Raw genomic sequence first — 18712 nt, 5'->3', positions numbered from 1 at the left:
CTAAATACTAAATTCTACTCATGATTAAAGGTGTAAGCTACTTTGGCGTACGCTCGCCCAAGCATGTTTTGGCCGACATGGCCGACATCAAGGCGGCGGGTTTCAATGCGGTTCTCCACACGTGGAGCGAAGAAGACCAGCAGTATTACTACGGCACGATGAAGGATATCGTGGACGCCTCTGCGGGCATGGGCCTGAAGGTCTATGTGAACCCGTGGGGTGTTGGCCGCGTGTTTGGCGGCGAGGCGTATTCGGAACTTACCGCCCGCAATCACGACTTGTGCCAGGTGGCGCTTGACGGCAAGCCCAAGGTGGCCGCCTGCCCGAACCATCCGGAATTCCGCGCGTACATGCACAAGTGGATTGAATCCGTTTGCGCGACAAAAGTAGATACGATTTTCTGGGATGAGCCGCACTTCTATTTCGAGAAGGGCGGGCTTAGCAACTGGAGCTGCCGCTGTGAAAAGTGTCGCGAGCTGTTCCGCGCACGCTTCGGGTACGAGATGCCCGCAGAACTCACCGACGATGTGAAAAAATTCCGCGAAGATTCGCTCATTGATTTTCTGAAGGAAATGACTGAGGACGTGCACGCCCGCGGGAAGCGGAACTGCGTGTGCATGCTGCCGCCGTGGTTCCCCGCGGGGCTCGACGACTGGAGCCGCGTTGCAGGCCTTGAAAGCGTAGACGAAGTGGCAAGCGACCCGTACTGGGAACGCGGGGCGACCGAAGAATGGGTCCGCGAGAAGTATGCGGAAACCGCGCGCAAGTTAGTGGATGTCGCCCGCAAGTATGGGAAGGCCGTGCAGATGTGGGTGAAGGCGTACCAGATTGAAGCGGGCCGCGAGAACGACCTCGCGATTGCTGTCGAAGAGAGCCGCGCCGCAGGTATCGACAACATCTTCGCGTGGAGTTACCGCGGCACCGAGACGCTCAGCTGGCTAAAAAGCGACAACCCGGACGAAGTCGCCCGGGTGTTCAGGAAATCGCTCGGTCTCTAACTGAACGCACAATCGCTAATTATTTCGTCACGCGTATCGTCGCAGAACCTGCGCGGGATTTCGCAATGAACATGCCGCCGGTCTTCACGAGGGTTTTCGCGCTGGCCCGTAGTTCCTGCATTCCAGAGGCTCGCACCTCTCCCAGATAGTTGCCGTTCATGTCGAAGATGCGGTAGCTTTCGGCTCCGGTCGCATGCGATAGCGCAGGCCTTACAAAGTCTGTGCATTTATCAACGCAAACGATTTCGTCTTCTCCGAACACAAAGTAATCCACGTCCATCCAGGAACCGGTTACCGTAAAGCGCAATATGTGTTCGCCCGCGGGAAGATCCACTTTTGCCATAACCTTACTGTAGTCATCGTAGTTGTCCTCGCCTTCGTTTTTCGGGACAGAGATCACGTCGGTGATATTCTTGCCGTCGAGCGACATCTGGAAGCCCGAAGTCTCGTTTGCGGATGCAACCGCCGCCAAGAAAGCGTACTCGCCCGCTTCCTTGACATTCACGCTGTATTCGAGCCATTCGCCTTCCTGGTTGTAACCCACGATGTACCCCGTCGCCTTCTTGTAAATGTCGACGCCCGTCCCTTCGCGGTAATTGGTACCGCCATGGTCTTCGGAATCGTTTTCCTTGTAGGAGTCGTTGCCCGAGCCGACACCCGGAATGTCGAAGTCTTCTGCCTCGATCTTGCCGGGAATTTCAAACGGTTTGCCCTTGAACGGCTTCTGCGGTTCGGGAACTATCGGAGCGCGGTTGATTGCCTTGAGCATCTGCTCCGCATAGCGCTTGCCGAACGTCACGTAGGCATCGTGACCGAAGTGGTAGCGGTCCACGCCGTTGCCGTCAAGGCCTTCGGACGACGCGTAATAGGTATTGTCCATCGAATTCGGGAGTTTCGATACGCGGTCGGAATAGCAGCAGCCCGAACGCAGGAGTTCGCCCGCCACGAACGGCACCGTATCGGAACTCATGCCGAGCGCCTTGAGGATATCGTCGCGGGTTTTCTTCACGATTTTCGGCCAGTCCGGGTAGCCGCCGTCGGTTTCGCCCTGGTGGAAGATGAAGCCCTTGATAACGCCCACCTGTTGAGCCTTCTTCGCGATATCGATAATCGTCTTGGTGACGTTGCCGTCGCTCGCGTATTCCTTCGCGTAGTTCTTCAGCCAATCCTCCGCCGTGGAGAGGTAACTCGCGTACTGGTCCTGGTCAAAAAGCTTGATGCTTGCGCCACCCACCGCGACCGGGATAATCCCGATGGTCACGTCGGGCATGCTGTCGGCCATAGTGCGCCCGAACCAGTCGGCAATGGAGATCGTGTTGCCGCAGTTGAAGAGCGATGGCACCGCCGGGTAGACCTCGCCCAGCGTGTTGCGGCCCTTGCCCGAACATTTCTGCGTCGCGAAAATCTTGAAGCGCGAATTTTCGACCTTGTCGGCGCTCTGGGCATCGGCAGTGCCGCCCATGTTGGACTGGCCGTACGCAATATAGATGTGGAAGTTCGGGTCCGGAGCGGCCTCTGCAGGCGCAGTCCCGAACGCAATGAAGCCCGCGGCAAGACACGCCACGGACGTAAACCGTGAGAGTTGTTTAAAAAATCCCATACATACTCCTTTCAAACAACACTCTAAATCTACCCTCCAAAACGCGAAAAAGGCGCCCGAAGCGCCCTTGTTCCATAGACAGATTGTCAATGCGTAAACTTTTTGAAAAAGTTAGGGATCGTCTTTGAGGCAACGGACAGAATACCCGTAGTACTTGACTATGACGCTCCAGCTCGCGCCATCGTAGTACAAATACATGTTGTACGCGAAATTGCCCGTCCACTCAGTAGCACTCCAAAAGTACGCGTAGTCGCCCGCGTTGCTGTAATACCCATCGCTACCATACCTTTTGCCAGCAGGGAGCGCCGAAAACGAGAAATCATCCGTGCCATTGCCGTTTCTGTTCCACCCGGACGTAGACTTGAGTTTTGTCCCTGCGGTTGATTTTCCATCGACTGCCGTGAACAAGGTTTCCCATTCGTCCTTGCTAGGCAGGTGCCAGCCCTCGGGACAAACTCCACGCACTGGATTTCTCTCCAAGCACGTTTTTCCATCACCGCAACCTTCACCATTCGCACTCCATGTACCAGCGCTGTCCATGGCAGCAGCCCATGTGTAAAGGCGCCCATACTTGATACAGTTGCTGGCGTTATCGTTGTAGCAGTAGCTATTTGCTGTTTCGTAGTTGAGGTTCTGAGCCATCCAGATCTGCGTGCCGATAGACACAGTCTTGTAAACCTGCCCATCGCGGCCATCCACCAACTCGCCGTACTCGCAGTTGTCTTCCGTTTCAGTCTTGCACGGAGTCGCCAATGAAACCAAATTCGACGAAGACCCGCCCGAGGGCCGAGTCGCAGAATCGCTGCCGTCGTCACCGCAGGCGACAAACATCGCTGCACAAACAAGAACTCCAAGCCAAAGGGAACGCATATATCCTCCTTAAAATACCTATTCAAGGCAAAACATAACAAAAAAGAAGCCTGATTTTAGCCTCAGGGCGTATAAAACCGGCAAAACAACGCGATTTATACGCCCCTTTATACGCGAAACAGCTCAAAGGCTCGCATCAAAACACCAAAGGGGCATATAAAACAGAACAATGAGCTTGATTTATACGCCCGAAAATTGCAAAATAGCCACAAATGCTACACACAACATAACAAAGGGGCGTATAAAAACCATTTTTCAATCATTTTATATGCCCCAACACCCTAAAGCGACCATTTTGATGGGGCAACACAAACAAAAAGCCCCGTCGCAAGGACGAGGCGAAATTTGTATGGATCCTATCGCGCTACGCGCTCCAGGATGACACGCTAAAATTACCGTGAGCAACAAGCGCTCGGTATTAACCGAGCGTGGTTGCGAGAGCGAGTGAGGAACCGGAGGTTCCGCACCCGAAACGACGAACGAGCGGTCTTATTTCGCGCGTTCGAGGTAAGAACCGTCGCGGGTGTCCACGCGGATCTTGGTGTTGTTCTCGATGAACAGCGGGATCATCACCTTGGCGCCGGTTTCGAGGATGGCTTCGCGCATCACGTTACCGCTGGTGTTGCCCTGCACTGCCGGAGGAGCTTCCACGATCATCAGGTCGACGAAGGTCGGCGGGATGACTTCGATGGGGAGCGTAGAACCGCTCTTCGGGTCCTTCCACCAGGTCACTTCGACGGTAGCGCCGTCAAGCAGCCACACTTCGCAGCCGTTGAGAGCTTCCTTGGCGATTTCCATAGTTTCCTGAGTGGTATTGTCCAGGAAGTACCAGGTAGAACCGTCGTTGTAGAGGTAAGTCATTTCGGTGTAGGTCACGTCGGCTTCTTCGACAGTGTCGCCGCTCTTCCAAGTACGTTCGAGAGTACGGCCAGTCACCAGGTTCTTGATGCGAACGCGGTTGAAGGCCTGGCCCTTGCCCGGCTTCACGAACTGGTTCTCGATGATTTCGTACGGCTGACCATCAACCATGATTTTTAACTTCTTGCGGAATTCGTTGGTGCTTACAGTACCCATATTATCCTCTTGTTGATTTTGATTCTAAATTTAGCAATATAATGGACGACGCCACAAAAGTTTTCACGCAAATTTCTGATTTTTTGGAATATCTGGGCCCGGAATGCGCGGCAGCCGTCGCAAATGCGGCCCCGCACGGCAAACTAGACTTAAGCCCCAAGTTTCCCTTTGTGTGCTCGAGGCACTACGCCGACCTAATCAAGAAGGCGGGCGAGCCCGAAGCACTTTTACGCGAAATCCTGCCGCATGTTGCCGAGCGCGAAAATGTCGCCGGATTCGTGGACGACCCGGTAGGCGACCTGCCCGCGGGCAAGGCGGACTGCGTCATCCAGAAATACGACCGGCGGGCGTTGATTGTCTCGACCGCCACCTGCGGTGCGCGTTGCCGCTTCTGTTTCCGTAAGAACTACCCCTTCCAGAACATACCCGATGTGGCACGGCAGGTGAGCGACTGGCTCGACACGCACAGCGACATCTGGGAAGTCATCCTTTCGGGAGGCGACCCGCTCATGCTGGGCCCCGGAGAATTCCGCGACCTGGTGGAAGCGATTGCCATGCACGGCTCTGTCACCACACTGCGCATCCACACGCGGCTCCCCATAATGCGGCCCGATGTGGCGATGCAGCACTTTGAACTGCTACGCGAACTGCCCGCACGCTTCGAGTGCGTACTTACGGCACACGTAGACCATCCGGACGAGCTCGACGAGGAATCGCAGATGGTTTTCGGGCAGCTGAAGTACTCCGGCTGGACGCTCTTGAACCAGAGCGTGCTCCTGAAGGGAGTGAACGACAGCGCCGAGACCCTCGAAAAACTGAGCCGCAAGCTGTTCACGCAGGGCGTGCTCCCCTACTACCTGCACCAGCTGGACCACGCAAACGGCGTCGCGCACTTTGAAGTCAGCGATGAAAACGCTCGCGCGCTGATTGAAGAAATCCGCAAGCGCCTGCCCGGATACCTCGTGCCGAAGTTGGTGAGGGAAATTGCGGGTGAAAAGAGCAAGACGCCTGTGTAAAAGATGCTCGCCTTCGCGAGCATGACGAAAGAAAGGCTCGCGAGCATGACGAGCTCCATCTAGAACAACGTTTTTACGCCGAAGCCGATGATACCGTCGAGGAAGTCGCTGCCGTTATGCAGTGCGTAATACAGGTTGATGCTCCAATTTCCGCGGTACTGCGTAAAGCCCACACCGTAATTCTGTTCGCGTGCCCAGCCGTGGCCGGGTGCGAGCCTGCGGTATAGTCCCGGCTGGTAGAACGCCTCGATGCTCAGGTCATAACCGTCCTGCCACAGGATAGCAAGTTCCGAAAGGCCGTAGGCGCGACTGCGCAGAGAGCGATAATGCATTCCCTTGAAATCGCCCGGGCCGCCAAGCGCAAACAAGTCTGTGCGCCGGAGCGTTGCTCCACTCGGGAATATTCCGCCGGCCATACCCGAGAAGCGGCTGATGAAGTTGCCATACAGCGGGTAATACGCCACCACGCTCGCCTTCGCCGACAAGAAGTTATCGAGCGAATCGGGTCGGGCCATTTTCCATGTGGCAGAAGCATTCAGGCGCCAGCCACTGCGGGGCAAAACAAACCTGTCGAGCGACACATACGACATCTCGAACGAGGAATGCTTATCGTCTTCGCTTATACCGAAATACACGCCGATGCTGAAATCGAACCCGATATCGCGCGTGATGCCCACCTCGCCCACGATAACCCTCTCGATGGTAGAGTCTTCAACCGTCTCCTCGTCGAAGTTCCCGCGCAGCACTACATTCCAAGCGGTCCCGAGAATCCACGGTTCCTTGTAGTAGCCCGAAAGATGGCGAGAGTCTTCGCCGGTAAAGCCTTCCAACTGCAGGTCGCGCGCCGTCCCCGCGATGTTGAAGAGGCTTACATCCAGTTTGCCCTCCCAGACATTTTCTTCGCTCGAATAGGTCAGCACACCTTCTGCCGTAGAAACGTTCGCCTTGCGCATGCTGTATGCGGGGAAAATCCTATTACGCGACGGATCGCGGTAGAGGCGCGCGGGAGCCGTCCTGTCGAAATAGCCGATGCGTGCAAGCCTGCGTTCGCTGCGTTCCAAGTCCGTAAGGGAAACGGGCGCGCCTTCTACAATGCCGGCAAGTCGCCGGAACACGTCCGCTTTTGTCCCGCTGGAATCCAAGTTTTCGGCAGGCGCCCACACCCAGGCAGAACCGCGGTCCAGTTCCAGCGTCAACACGTGCTTCCCGCCGGCACCTTTTCCGCCTGCGTCCTTCCCGCCGGCTTCAGCTACGTCGCCCTGCACGCGCGCCGCAATAAAGCCGTTATTCTCGTAATAGCGGACAAGTTTATCTGCCAGCGGTTTCCAGGCGTCACAGGGCTCGCCCTTCGCGCCATTCATCTGCAGTTCGTCAAATTCAGAATGTTCTCCGGCCCAAGCGATGCTGTCGACGGTACACACGCCCTCGCCCTTCGCCATCGCGAAGGCTGCAAGCAGCAATATGTATATCGTCAACCGTTTCATCTTCTTTAAACTACAAATTCCACATTACACATCACACACTTCACATTTTTCATCAAAACACCGCCTTCGCTTCTGTACTCAACTTCTGGAAAATATTCTCTTCGGCATCGCCAAAGCGCAAAATGTAATGCAGGCCAAAAGAAATATTCTGGTTCAAGGTAAACGAAAGGGATGTTTCCAGGCGGAACGTGGTCCCATCGCTGTAGCCCGACATCATCTGGTACGGGATAACATCGCCACCAGTTTCTACCTGGACAGTCGAGAAACGCACGAACCCGTCGAAGCGCTTAGACTTCGTGTAACCAAACCGCAAGCAGGCTTCCCAGAGGTAGGCATCGAAACCGGCGGCATAGCGGTCTTCACCTTCGCCATAGCGGTAGCGGCCCCCAGGTTCCAGGCTGAATCCGTCCAAAAAACTGAAACGGTAACGGCCCGCGATGCTCCTGATATTCCATTCCAAATCCTGCAAGGCCTGCAGTTCAACATCTTCCATAAAGGCTTCCGCAGCCACGTAATGGTTATCGTTAATCCTGTAACCACCTGCAATTTCGTGATGGAAAAGCGATTCATAATACTCGATAGCCGAAAGTTTCTTGTCGAACGAGGCGGATGGCCTGTACGCAATCATTGCTCCCGAAGGGTGAGCCCATTCCACATTCCCCGTCCACTGTATTGACCCCGAAGTAAAGTCGTGAAGCGTCGAAGGCAACACCATCGGGAAGTAAATTATCTTGCCCGTAGTATCTTCGGTAACCGTATTAAAGGTGCCGCCCAGCTTGATATCGCGAAGGATTCCGTGATTTATGCCAAAGGTCCTGCCCGGAATCCACTCGAGGCTAGCACTAAACGATGCATTCGAGGCGAGCACCGCCCCGACAGAATCATTACGGCCCATACCTTCATAGACAAAGTCTCCGTTATCCACACCCTCGATAAACGTCCCCGTCAAACTGTCGTAGCGCACGTCACCTGTCCCCTTCGCAACAGCCTTGTAGATGGCGGTATAGGTCTGTTCTTCGGTGAGCCCCATTTTGTGCGAAATAGTCCCTGTGAGTCCGGAATTGCTATTGCCAAATCGTGCGTTCAATTCACCCGTCCAGGCATGTTCTTCGGCAGATTCCTCCAAGTCGCGGTGTTCGTACTGAAGAAAATGAGTAAGTTCGATATTCTTGAAATGAATTTCCGCGGACTGGACCCACCTTATCTGCCTCAACGAATCGACCCAGTCGTCAAAAGTTTCCTCGCCCGTTTCAAAATAGGAATCGCCACCATGGCTAATATCCCAGATTTCAACAGCCTCGCGTACATTCCAGGTGTTCCCCTCAAGCAGAGTTCCCACCTTGCCCCTTACCGAAAGTTCCGCGTCATTTAACGCAGCGCTGTCACGCTCCGTATAACGGACGTCCGCAGTAACAATCGGCTGGATAAGCCCGCGGATAAATTTTTCGGAGAATGAAAACTGGTAACGTTCACGTTCCACATCTGTCGCACTCTGCACATACACTAGGGAAATTTCGCCCACACTGCGCTCCCGTTTATGTGTCAGGCTACCCTTCAAGCGCGAAGAACTCCAGTCCAGATTATCGCCCTGGCGACACCCCCACGACAGATCACCGAACCATTCCGGCCCCAAGCGGACCCGCAACGAAAATTCATCGTGCCTAAAATTCCCTCGCGAAAGCAATGAACTGTCTAAATCCCACTCGTCCTTTAGCTTGTACGAATTCCAGTCGTCATCGTCACCCTTGAATTCCGAAATATTGAAGCCCTCTTCTACATAGTTCCCATATACCGAAAAGGCCACCGGGAAATTCTTCATCGCCGACGAGGAATCCGTAGTCAGGAACCAGCGGAAAGCGCGCCCTTCAGGGCCTCCGATATCATCTGAAACGGTATTGGTATCGCGCCGCGACATCGCCAGTTCAAAATCAAGAAAATAGCGATGCTGCCCCTGGAAGCGCAACCTCGCGCCCGCCATATCTGTCTTTGCTGGCCGCGGAAGCGCCCCGAGACTATCTTCACGGACAAATTCACTTCCATCATCGCGCTTGAGCATCGCATAGTCTTCGTCGGTCCACACGCCCTTCTTGAGGCGGTCTACGTCGTTTTCGAGCCTAAAGCCCGATACATCCAAATAGAGATTCGGGTGGCGGTACTTGCCAGCCGCCGCATAGAGGTTCATCACGTTGTCATCTTCGTAGGCATCGTACTCCACACGGATTTCGTCTTCGATTCCGGGCATGCGCAGGCCCTTGAAATTCAAGAGACCGCCGGCATAGTTCACCTCGTAATCCTTGCCGCGCACGAGTTTTTCGCCGTTTATCCATACCGATTCGGATTGCGGGACAACCGAAATGTAGCCGCCGTCATCACCCAGGGCATAGCCTTCGCGCTGACCGCTCACTCCCGCAAAAGTACGTACAATGCGACTCACCTCATCTGTGCCGACGGCCGCCCGCGCATCAGAATACTTTGTACGAAATCCAACCATACCTCCAAGCGAGGTCCGCTCCAGCGAAAAAAGTCCCAGGTCGGCATCCTTCCATGTGAAGTCGCCCAAGTGGAGCATCCAGTGCCGCGAGGTCGCCCTGAAATAGACCTGGTCCACCTCCTGGAGCGTCGCCGTCGTCTGGTCGCCCGCCTTGCGGTCCACATCGCTGAGCAAGGCGTCTATAGCGACGCTATCGCCCACAATTCCCTGAATGGAGAGTTTGAGTTGTTGATCGACCTGAGTATCGCCATCGCCCACCGTCACCTGCATGGTCTTGTAACCATGCGTTTCCAGATTATTCGTCACTTGCACCGTGTCGGGAGGCGCCGCAGTTTCAACCTTGTTCAAAAGTTTATCCGGATTCCAAACCGGGAGCGAATCTATATCGAGAGCAAACGCCCCCGCCGGGAACGCGAGCAAACAAAAGAGCAGGGCGCCTGACCGCAGCAAACGCCTCATCGGGACTACCTATTGGGTTCAATGCGGAACTGCCTGCTCGAAAGCAGTTTGCGCCCCGCAACAAGGTCTACACTCCACTCGCCCGGCTTCAGGAGTTTCGGGGCAATCTCCGTATGGCAAACGCCTATCCCGGATTGCGATGACTCCTTCTCGTCGAGGCCCTTGTGAAATTCCGCCGCCTTGATGATGCAGCGTTCCGTCTGGATAGTGTCGGTACCCCAGTACCAGATATGCAGAAGCGTATCGGAAGAATAGCGCATGGAGTTCGATATCGTGGAATAGAAGTACAGCCTCGTGTTCTCCTCGAAAACGCTGTCGACACCGAAAGGCGTACCGCGCACAACGTCGCGGCAGACAACGCTCTGCGAGGGCGAGAGTTCGGCACCCGAGAAGCTCTGGAGCGAAGCGTCGTCCATCCAGAAGTTGACGATGCGGTGCGCAAAAAAACCTAAAAAGACGAGAGCAACAACAGCCGTCGTCTTTCTTAACTTGCGAAGTGGCGGAAGGCCTGCCACGGTAAACCCCTTTTACCTGAGTTTACTTGTGTTCTGGGTGAAAGCGGGAACAGCGTCCACCAGCTTTTCGACAAGCAGGCGGTTGAAGTCGTCGATGCGGTTCGGGAGCCTGGAACCGGGGAACACCTGCACCAGCAGTAAAGCCTCGTCTACGGGGGATATGTAGATGGAACGCTTCTCACCCGAGTACGAAACAGACTGGAACGTCTCGCCGCCAAGCATCATGCCCACCTGGCGTGCGGAGTCGAACGACGCTGTGCTAAGGACCGCGAGCGGAGTGGCGTCGATACCGAGCGTACCGACTTCGGCGATAATGGAACCGTCGCGGTGGCAAAGGACAATGTAGTCGGCCTTGACGCTAGCCTGGTAAGCAAGCATCAACCGGCGAACCTTCCCCACATCATCAGAAAAAATCGTAAAGTCGCTCATTCAAACCTGCTATAACCGTTTAAAACCAACTACTTCTTCTTGGGCACGTACGGACGCAATTCAATTTCATCGTCCGAGACCTCGGCATTGCCACGATCAACCGCACGGCCAAACGTCGGCATGCGCGGCGGCTGCGGAGTCGCACGCGGACGGCCAAACGGGGAGGACACCGGCTTCTGGAACGGACTAGCACCACCGGACGCCATGCCACCCACGGGGGGCTTGGCCGCAAACGACGGCATCTTGAAAGGCGTTGCAGCAGGGGCAGCAGGAGCGGCGGGCTGTGCAGGAGCCGCAGGAGCGGCCTGGGAAACAGACACGCCTTCCTTGGTGAGGCTCACGTCGTGCACGCCGGTGTTGTTCACACTCTCGGCAGCCTTGCGGAGGAACCCTTGCTTGACGTTGAACTTTTCAATCACCAGCATGGCGATGGTCTTGAGCGTAGTCACCACGCCCTTTCCGTTGTGTGCCGTTGCCGGGAAGAACGGGACGTTACGGAGGTTGAGTTCCGCATTCATCTCGTCGAGGGTAAATACGTTTTCCATGTCGCGCTTGTTGTACTGCAACACGAAGGGCATGTCGTCCAAGTCCATGCCATAGTCCTGCAAATTCTGGCGCAGGTTCTGGAGACTTTCCAAATTCTCAGCCTGACGGGAGCGCTGCGAATCAGCGACAAACACGATCCCGTCTACACCGCGGAGCACAAGCTTACGCGTGCTATTGTAGTAGACCTGACCGGGAACCGTGTACAACTGGAAACGAGTCTTAAAGCCTTTGATATCACCAAGATTGAGAGGAAGGAAATCGAAAAACAGCGTACGGTCACCTTCGGTTGCGAGGGACACCATGTCCGTACGCTTGTCCGAAGGCATCTTCTGGTGGATTACCTGCAGGTTCGTGGTCTTGCCACTAAGCCCAGGCCCATAATAGACCACCTTACAACTGATTTCGCGTGTAGCAAAATTGATTGAAGACATCACTAATCCTTGATACTTGCGACTAATCTAGTAAAAAAATGGCGTATCTGTATGCTAGTCAACGCAAAAAAGGGCTTACACGCACCCGTGGGCCAATCCGGGGTTTTGTTTAAAAACAGAAAACATCGGTGCACATAAATGCACCGGTATTAAGACCGTTTCAAGCCTTGTTACGCCCGATTAGGCGAAACCGTTGACGAGCTTTGCGACCTTAGCCTTGTAGTTGGCAGCGCGGTTGGCATTGAAGCCAGCGCGGCTCTTGTTGGCAGCGACGTCGAGAAGACGGAAAAGCTTCGGCATTTCGGCAAGGGCGGCATCCTTAGAGGTAGCAGTACGGATGACCTTGAGGCTTGCGCGAATTTCGGCGCGGGCTGCACGGTTCATGGCATTGGCCTTTTCGGCCTGACGCAAACGCTTTTTGCAAGATTGATGTTGAGGCACCTTATATCTCCGGGTAAAACCTACTTAAAATTTTTTGTAGGGACAAAGATAGCAAAGATTGGGAATTTGTCAACCCCCTAGAATAGGCCAAATTTGCTAAATTTAGGGCATTATGATGCCATTCGTGAACCTGACAGGGCAAAGAGAGGCCTATCGAGAAGAACTCGAGGCCGCAGAACGCGCCGTTCTGGACAGCGGATGCTACATCGGCGGGCCGGAGGTCAAGGCCCTGGAGGCGGAACTTGCGGATTATTGCAATTCTGGGAATTCGGATGCCGGAAAGCAAGGCTCTTTTGCTGGAAAAGACCGTGCGGAACCCGAAACCAGGGCCATCGCATGCGCAAGCGGCACCGACGCCCTCACCATCGCCCTCATGGCGCTCGGGCTCAAACCGGGGGACGAGGTCATAGTCCCCGACTTCACGTTCATTGCACCGGCGGAAAGCGTGGCATATCTGGGTGGCATACCGCGGTTCGCCGACATCGACCCCGAAACGCTGCTGATTGACCCGGAAAGCGTGAAGGCGCTGATTGGCCCCAAGACGCGCGGGATTATCGGCGTGGACCTGTTCGGGCAGTGCGCGCCATTCACGGAACTGCGCCGGATTGCAGACGAACACGGGCTATGGGTTATAGAAGATGCGGCACAGGCCTTCGGGGCGACCGCCGGCACACAACATGCCTGCACATTCGGAGACATTTCCATCACGAGTTTCTACCCAAGCAAGCCTCTCGGTTGCTACGGGGACGGCGGCGCTTTATTCACGCAGAATAACGAACTCGCCACAAAAATCCGTCAAATCGCGAACCACGGGAGCAGGGAACGCTACCTGCACGAGACCTTGGGCATGAACAGCAGGCTCGACGCCCTGCAGGCAGCAGTACTCCGGGTAAAGCTCCGCCACCTCGAAGAAGAACTGAAGGTGCGCCGCGAGAACGCCCGCAAGTACGACGAATTTTTCGCGGAATACAACGCGGGTATTCGCGCTTCCGGCGGCAATGACGGCGCAAAAATCGTGCCGCAGCACATCGAATACGGATGCACGAGCACCTACGCACAGTACACCGTGCTGGCTGATGACCGAAATTCGTTTATCGCAAAGTTGGACGCCGCGGGAATCCCGCACTGCATCCACTACCCGCAGCCGCTGCACGAACAGCCCTGCTTCAGGGGGCTCGCACAGGGCTGCGAAAACAAGAACGCCATCATGGCGAGCCAAAAGGCAGTAAGCCTCCCCGTCTGCGCCTTTACCGATGTAGATTTTATCATAAACAAGTTGAGGTCCGTTCTATGAGAAACACAGGCCTGATACCCAAAATCGCCAACGACAAGACTCCCCGCAAGGTCTCGGAGTCCGCGCTGGAATCGCACGCCATCGTGCACCCCGTCGACACGAACGCGCTGAACAACGCCTTCGGGGGCTACCTGATGAGCCTCATGGACGAAGCCGCCTGCATCGTCGCCTTCAAGCACGCAGGCCGCAAGGTGAACACCGTCTCCATCGACGGAGTGAGGTTCTTCCGCCCGACGGCGGTCGGCACCATCCTCAATATCCACGCGAGCATGAACCGCGTGTTCAACACCTCCATGGAAATCGGGCTCAAGATAACCGAGACCGACCCCGAGAACGGAGCCGAACTTCCGGTCGCGCACGCCTACTTCACATTCGTCGCCATCGACGACAACGGCAGGCCCACCGCCACTGCCCCCGTGGAACCTGAAACCGCCGAAGAAAAGCGCCGTTTTGACCAGGCCCTCATCCGCCGCGAAGCAAGGATTGCGCTGGGGAAGAAACTCCAGTAAAAGATCCTCGCCTACGCGAGGATGACGTTTTAGCTGTATACAGGCGGAACCATTATTTATGTTCGGGGCTCTTTCGCGGGCCCCTTCCCATTTCTAAAATTGTGCCATGCGCGGACCCAAAAAAGACGTCAAAGACCGCTCCCTGATAAGCCTCTCCTGGCCGCTTATCCTCACGTTCGCCGTGGGCATGATCCAGCCCATGATGGACAGCTGGTTCCTCTCGCGCACTTCCGAAACCGCAGCCGCCGGCGTCGGCGCCATGCTCCCGATTCTCGGGGCGCTCTTTACCGCACTCCACGCCTTCGCGCAGTCCGGCGCAAGCATCGTCTCGCAGTACATCGGCGCCAAGCAGAACAGCCACGCGAGCAGCACGCAGACGATGGTCCTCTTCGGGAGCATCTTGCTCGGGGTCGCCCTCACGCTCGTCATCTTCCCGCTTTCGGGGCATATCCCGCAATGGATGGGCCTTACCGAGGAACCCGCGAAATACGCGATGATGTTCCTGAGCGTCGTCTCGTTCGGTTTTGCCTTCCGCGCATTACAGACCATCCTTACCGCCCTCATCGCCACGCACGGCCTTACCGTATGGAACCTCGTGGGCAACACGCTCACCATCGCGAGTAACGCCGCCCTGAACGTCGTGTTCCTCGAAGGATATTTTGGGCTCCCCAAGATGGGCGTTTACGGCGTGGCCCTCGCCACAGCGCTCTCGTGGCTGATATCTTCGTGCATTCTGTGGATGGTGCTCAAGTTCAAGGTAAAGCACCAGAGCAGGGCCCGCGACTGGAAGCGTTCCCGTATTCTCCTCCCCGACTGGGTGCGCATCGGCCTCCCCGCCGCCGCCGAGCCCATCAGTTTCCAACTATTCCAGGTGTTCATCACCGCGATGGTCGTGTACGTGGGCACCACCGCGATGACCGCCCGCGTATTTGCGGGTAACTTCGCCGCCCTTTCCGTGATTCTCGGGGTCGGCCTCGGCAGCGGAAACCAGATTCTCGTGGCACACCTCGTGGGCGCGCACGACTTTGTGAAGGCGAACCGCCGCGTCTACCAGACGCTCGCCGTGGGCGTCGCGAGCGGGCTCTTGCTCTCGATAATCGTTGCACTTTTGGGCGAGCACCTGCTACGGCTCTACACCGACAATCCCGAAGTTCTCAGGCTCGGAAAAATCTGCCTATGGTGCGACGTAGCCGTGCAGCCGTTCAAGGCGATAAACTATATCCTCACCACATCGCTCAGGGCCGCGGGCGATTCCAAGTTCCCCGCAATTGTCGGGAGCGGCATGATGTGGACGCTCGGGCTTGCGACTTCGCTTATCCTCGCGTTTGTCGTGGGGCTAGGCCTCCCCGGACTCTGGCTCGGCATGGCAAGCGACGAATTCTACCGCTCGTTTGCCAACATCTGGCGCTGGCGCAGCGGCCGCTGGAAAAGCAAGGCAGTTGTTTAGTCTTGGATGCAACGAACAGAGAACCAGTTGTACTTATCGTAGCCGACCAGGTCCGCATTGAGGTAGTAGTAACCCAAGCCCATGCCGTACGCGTCGTAGCTATCGTACTCTGTAGAACTCCAAAAGTTCGCGTAATAGCCCTCGTTGCCGTAACCCTTATCGCCGAACCTGCCGCCAGCAGGGAGCGTCGAGAACCCGAAAGCATCCGTGCCGTCGCCACTTTTTTCCCATCCAGACATGGACTTAAGCACCTTGCCTGCCCTCGATTGTCCGTCGACTGCGTTGAACAAAGTTTCCCATTCGGCCCTACTAGGCAAATGCCAACCACCGGGACATACACCCTGAATGATTCCTGATGGCAATGAACATCTTTTGCGATAGCCACATTCGCTCTCCGACTTGCCTACTGCCACGCTCCATAAATAAAGACGACCATACTTCTCACAATACTCGACAGAATCGTTGTAGCAGAAACTAGAATCTACTTCGTAATTCAGGTTTTCCACCATCCATACCTGGCCCCCAATCTTTACGGTTTTGTAGGTCTGACCATCACGGTCATCCACCAACTCGCCGTATTCGCAGTTGTCTTTACTTTCTGTCTTACACCGAGTCGCTAAAGTGACCGAACTCGACGAAGACTCTGCCGAACTGCTGCTCGTCATGGCGGCCTCCGAGCCGCCATCTCCCTGCTTTTTACTGGACGAAGACCCGTCATCGCAGTCCTCGCACACGCTCGACGACGACCCGCCCGAAGGCCGCGTCGCGAAACTGCTATCGTCGTCACTACAGGCGACAAAGAAAAATGCCAAGAAAAGCGCAAGTACAAGATGCATGGATCCTCGCCTACGCGAGGATGACAACACTCTAGGATGACACATAAAATTCGCCACAATTTCTCCTATTTCCCACTACCCAAAATATAAGAAAAAGCCGTTTAAAGGAAAACCGAAGGGACTAACAGTCACAAGGTTTTCCTCCCGCCGCTCATTCCCTACATGCGCCATAGCAATAAACTATTCCCAAACAGAGATTTTATCGTTTTTTTTGCGGAGAGGGGCAATTCGCAAAGCGAACACTTAAACGAAGTGATCGTGTGAGCGTGCGAAGCGCCCCTCGTAGCAAACATTATAAGCAAGTAGATCCCCGCCTGCGCGGGGATGACAAATAATTGCTATCTTTGGGCGCATGCCCTTTTACCCGGAAGAAGTCATTCAGCAGCTCAAGTCGCAAGCAGATATTTCGCTTGTGATCCAGCAGTTCTTGCCGCTGAAGCGCACGGGTACAAACCGCTACGTGGGCGTATGCCCCTTCCACGACGACCACTCCCCCTCCATGAATGTGAACCCAACCGCAGGCTACTACAAGTGTTTTGCGTGCGGTGCCGGCGGCGATGTGTTCAAATTCGTACAAGAATACGAAAAAATTGACTTCAACGGTGCGGTGGAATGGGTCGCAAACTTCGTGGGTTTCGACCTGCCGAAATTTGCTTCGAAGGAGAACGCCGAGGTCACCGAAGAACGCGCGATGGTGCGCAAGCTCAATGAACTCGCCTGCGAATGGTTCGAGCAGCAACTCACGCTCAGCCCCAAGGCACTCGAGTACCTCGCCAAGCGGAGCGTCAGCGAGAAGACGCGCAAGGAATTCCACATCGGCTATGCCCCCGACGGGCGCGAAAACTTCATTGCCTACGCCGCGAAGAACGGCTTTTCGCCCCGCGACTGCGTGAAGGCGGGCCTAGCCACCGAAAAGCAGAACGGTGGCATCTCGGACAAGTTCCGCGACCGCCTGATGATTGCCATCCAGAACCAATCCGGCGTAGTAGTCGCCTTCGGCGGGCGCGACCTGGCCCCGAAACAAGAAGGCTTCGAGCGCCCCAAGTACATGAACAGCCCGGACACGGCGCTGTACAACAAGAGCGAAATTCTGTTTGGCCTGAACCACAGCCGCGCCGCCATCTCCAAAGAAAACGCGGTCATCATCGTCGAAGGCTACTTCGACCTCATCAGCCTTTACCAGGGCGGCGTGCAGAACGTGGTCGCGGCATCGGGAACCGCGCTCACCGAATTCCACGCAAATATCCTCGCCCGCTACGCGAAAACCGCCTACCTCGTATTTGACGGTGATGCCGCAGGCCAAAAGGCGACAATGCGCTCGCTGGAAATCGTACTTCCCAAAGGCATCAACCCAAGAATTTTTGCGCTCTCGCGCCCCGACGGCACCAAGATAGACCCCGACAACTTCGTGAACGAGCAGGGTGCCGACGCCTTTCGCGAGCAACTGAAAAATGCCGAAGACTGGCTCAGCTATCTCGCCCGCAAAAAAGATCTAAGCAGTATCGAATCGCGAGCCTCGTTTGTCACCTACGTCAAGTCCATCGTCAAGAGCATCCAGGACAGCGAACTGCGCAACCAGTATGTGAAGCTCATCTCGGAACGTTTCAACACCACCCGCTCGCTGGAAGGCATACAGAGCATCAAGCCGCAGAGGGCGCCCAAGGCTCCCGCGCCCCAACCGCAGCCAAGCCCAGAACTTGCGGAATACGGTGAAATGCCGCCGGCCCCCGAGCCCGAGCGCATCCCGTGGGAAATCCTCCCGCCGGTCGAAATCCGCTTCGCGAACCTGCTCGTGAGCAACCCCACCCTGATAGACCGCGCCTGCGAATATTTCGACGTAGAACTTGCCGCCAGCGGGATACAGTTCTTCGAATCCTCCCTCATCGAGGAATTCGTGAACACGATTATCGCAATCTACAGCGAAACGGGATACTTCTCCCCGAGAGTCCTGTACGAGCAGCTATCTCCACTACTCAAGCAGTTCATGGAGAACCTGCCCGAAGAATCGTGGACGCCCCCGAAAGAAATCATTGAGCTCTACGAAAGCCTCATGGTGCTCACCTTCAGGCTGTGCGACCGTTTTCGCAAAAGCATCGCGCTCGACACGCCAGAGGGAGTGCAGAAGCGAATCGAGCTCAACAAGTTCATGCAGAACATGGAAAAACTCGACAGGCAGTACAAGGATGGCAGGCTTTCCATCGACATGCTCGCCGACCAGCTCATCAGAAGCAAGACACCTTTAATCAATACCCTCTCCGTCACGAAAGGATAA

At 55.6% G+C, this 18712-nt stretch carries 15 protein-coding genes and 1 pseudogene; 6 read left to right on the top strand and 10 right to left on the bottom strand.

What is annotated here, in order from left to right:
- The first annotated feature begins 20 nt into the window (after window positions 1–20).
- Window positions 21–998, top strand: a complete 978-nt coding sequence (locus B7994_RS02705; RefSeq protein ID WP_088636923.1) for a hypothetical protein — start codon at window positions 21–23, stop codon at window positions 996–998.
- Between the two features lie 19 nt (window positions 999–1017).
- On the opposite strand, the gene B7994_RS02700 is transcribed toward B7994_RS02705, so the two are convergent.
- From B7994_RS02700 to efp, 3 genes are all read right to left on the bottom strand, one after another.
- Window positions 1018–2598, bottom strand: a complete 1581-nt coding sequence (locus tag B7994_RS02700; protein ID WP_088636922.1) for a sialate O-acetylesterase — start codon at window positions 2596–2598, stop codon at window positions 1018–1020.
- Between the two features lie 111 nt (window positions 2599–2709).
- On the bottom strand, window positions 2710–3468 hold the full coding sequence (locus B7994_RS02695) for a fibrobacter succinogenes major paralogous domain-containing protein (protein ID WP_088636921.1): 759 nt from the start codon (window positions 3466–3468) through the stop codon (window positions 2710–2712).
- Window positions 3469–3957: 489 nt separating this feature from the next.
- The gene (gene efp, locus B7994_RS02690) at window positions 3958–4542 is read right to left on the bottom strand and encodes an elongation factor P (RefSeq protein ID WP_088636920.1); all 585 of its coding nucleotides are present in this window, start codon (window positions 4540–4542) and stop codon (window positions 3958–3960) included.
- Window positions 4543–4583: 41 nt separating this feature from the next.
- Between efp and B7994_RS02685 the strand changes: the two genes are divergently transcribed.
- Window positions 4584–5558, top strand: a complete 975-nt coding sequence (locus tag B7994_RS02685) for a KamA family radical SAM protein (protein WP_088636919.1) — start codon at window positions 4584–4586, stop codon at window positions 5556–5558.
- Between the two features lie 59 nt (window positions 5559–5617).
- Here B7994_RS02685 and B7994_RS02680 read toward each other — a convergent pair whose 3' ends face one another.
- From B7994_RS02680 to rpsT, 6 genes and pseudogenes are all read right to left on the bottom strand, one after another.
- The gene (locus B7994_RS02680; RefSeq protein WP_088636918.1) at window positions 5618–7042 is read right to left on the bottom strand and encodes a BamA/TamA family outer membrane protein; all 1425 of its coding nucleotides are present in this window, start codon (window positions 7040–7042) and stop codon (window positions 5618–5620) included.
- Window positions 7043–7094: 52 nt separating this feature from the next.
- Window positions 7095–9953: a hypothetical protein gene (locus B7994_RS02675; protein WP_233142957.1), complete on the bottom strand. Its 2859-nt coding sequence runs from the start codon at window positions 9951–9953 to the stop codon at window positions 7095–7097.
- 44 nt (window positions 9954–9997) lie between these two features.
- Entirely contained in the window at window positions 9998–10507 is a 510-nt protein-coding gene (locus B7994_RS02670) for a hypothetical protein (protein WP_088636917.1), read from the bottom strand.
- Window positions 10508–10519: 12 nt separating this feature from the next.
- Complete coding sequence (locus B7994_RS02665) at window positions 10520–10936, bottom strand: roadblock/LC7 domain-containing protein (RefSeq protein WP_088636916.1); 417 nt, start codon at window positions 10934–10936, stop codon at window positions 10520–10522.
- A 413-nt stretch (window positions 10937–11349) separates the two neighbouring features.
- A pseudogene (locus B7994_RS14415) lies at window positions 11350–11913 on the bottom strand (ATP/GTP-binding protein); the annotation flags it as partial.
- A 180-nt stretch (window positions 11914–12093) separates the two neighbouring features.
- The gene (gene rpsT, locus B7994_RS02655) at window positions 12094–12354 is read right to left on the bottom strand and encodes a 30S ribosomal protein S20 (protein WP_072808151.1); all 261 of its coding nucleotides are present in this window, start codon (window positions 12352–12354) and stop codon (window positions 12094–12096) included.
- A gap of 112 nt (window positions 12355–12466) precedes the next feature.
- Between rpsT and B7994_RS02650 the strand changes: the two genes are divergently transcribed.
- The 3 genes from B7994_RS02650 (at window position 12467) to B7994_RS02640 (ending at window position 15604) form a co-directional block, all read left to right on the top strand.
- Window positions 12467–13648 (top strand): DegT/DnrJ/EryC1/StrS aminotransferase family protein, encoded by a 1182-nt coding sequence (locus B7994_RS02650; protein ID WP_088636914.1) that lies wholly within the window; start codon window positions 12467–12469, stop codon window positions 13646–13648.
- Entirely contained in the window at window positions 13645–14157 is a 513-nt protein-coding gene (locus B7994_RS02645) for an acyl-CoA thioesterase (protein ID WP_088636913.1), read from the top strand. Before B7994_RS02650 ends, B7994_RS02645 begins: the two co-directional genes overlap by 4 nt.
- Before the next feature lie 106 nt (window positions 14158–14263).
- Window positions 14264–15604, top strand: a complete 1341-nt coding sequence (locus tag B7994_RS02640; protein WP_088636912.1) for an MATE family efflux transporter — start codon at window positions 14264–14266, stop codon at window positions 15602–15604.
- Here the strand turns inward: B7994_RS02640 and B7994_RS02635 are convergent.
- Window positions 15601–16440, bottom strand: a complete 840-nt coding sequence (locus B7994_RS02635; RefSeq protein ID WP_158213051.1) for a fibrobacter succinogenes major paralogous domain-containing protein — start codon at window positions 16438–16440, stop codon at window positions 15601–15603. The two genes, B7994_RS02640 and B7994_RS02635, sit on opposite strands and share 4 nt — an antisense overlap.
- A 352-nt stretch (window positions 16441–16792) precedes the next feature.
- Here B7994_RS02635 and dnaG point away from each other — a divergent pair, with 352 nt between their 5' ends.
- The gene (dnaG, locus tag B7994_RS02630) at window positions 16793–18712 is read left to right on the top strand and encodes a DNA primase (RefSeq protein WP_088636910.1); all 1920 of its coding nucleotides are present in this window, start codon (window positions 16793–16795) and stop codon (window positions 18710–18712) included.

This window comes from Fibrobacter sp. UWR2 (assembly GCF_002210285.1).
GTDB lineage: Bacteria > Fibrobacterota > Fibrobacteria > Fibrobacterales > Fibrobacteraceae > Fibrobacter.
The sequence above is the reverse complement of the archived record's forward strand: the minus strand, read 5'-3'. Positions and strand labels throughout refer to the sequence as shown.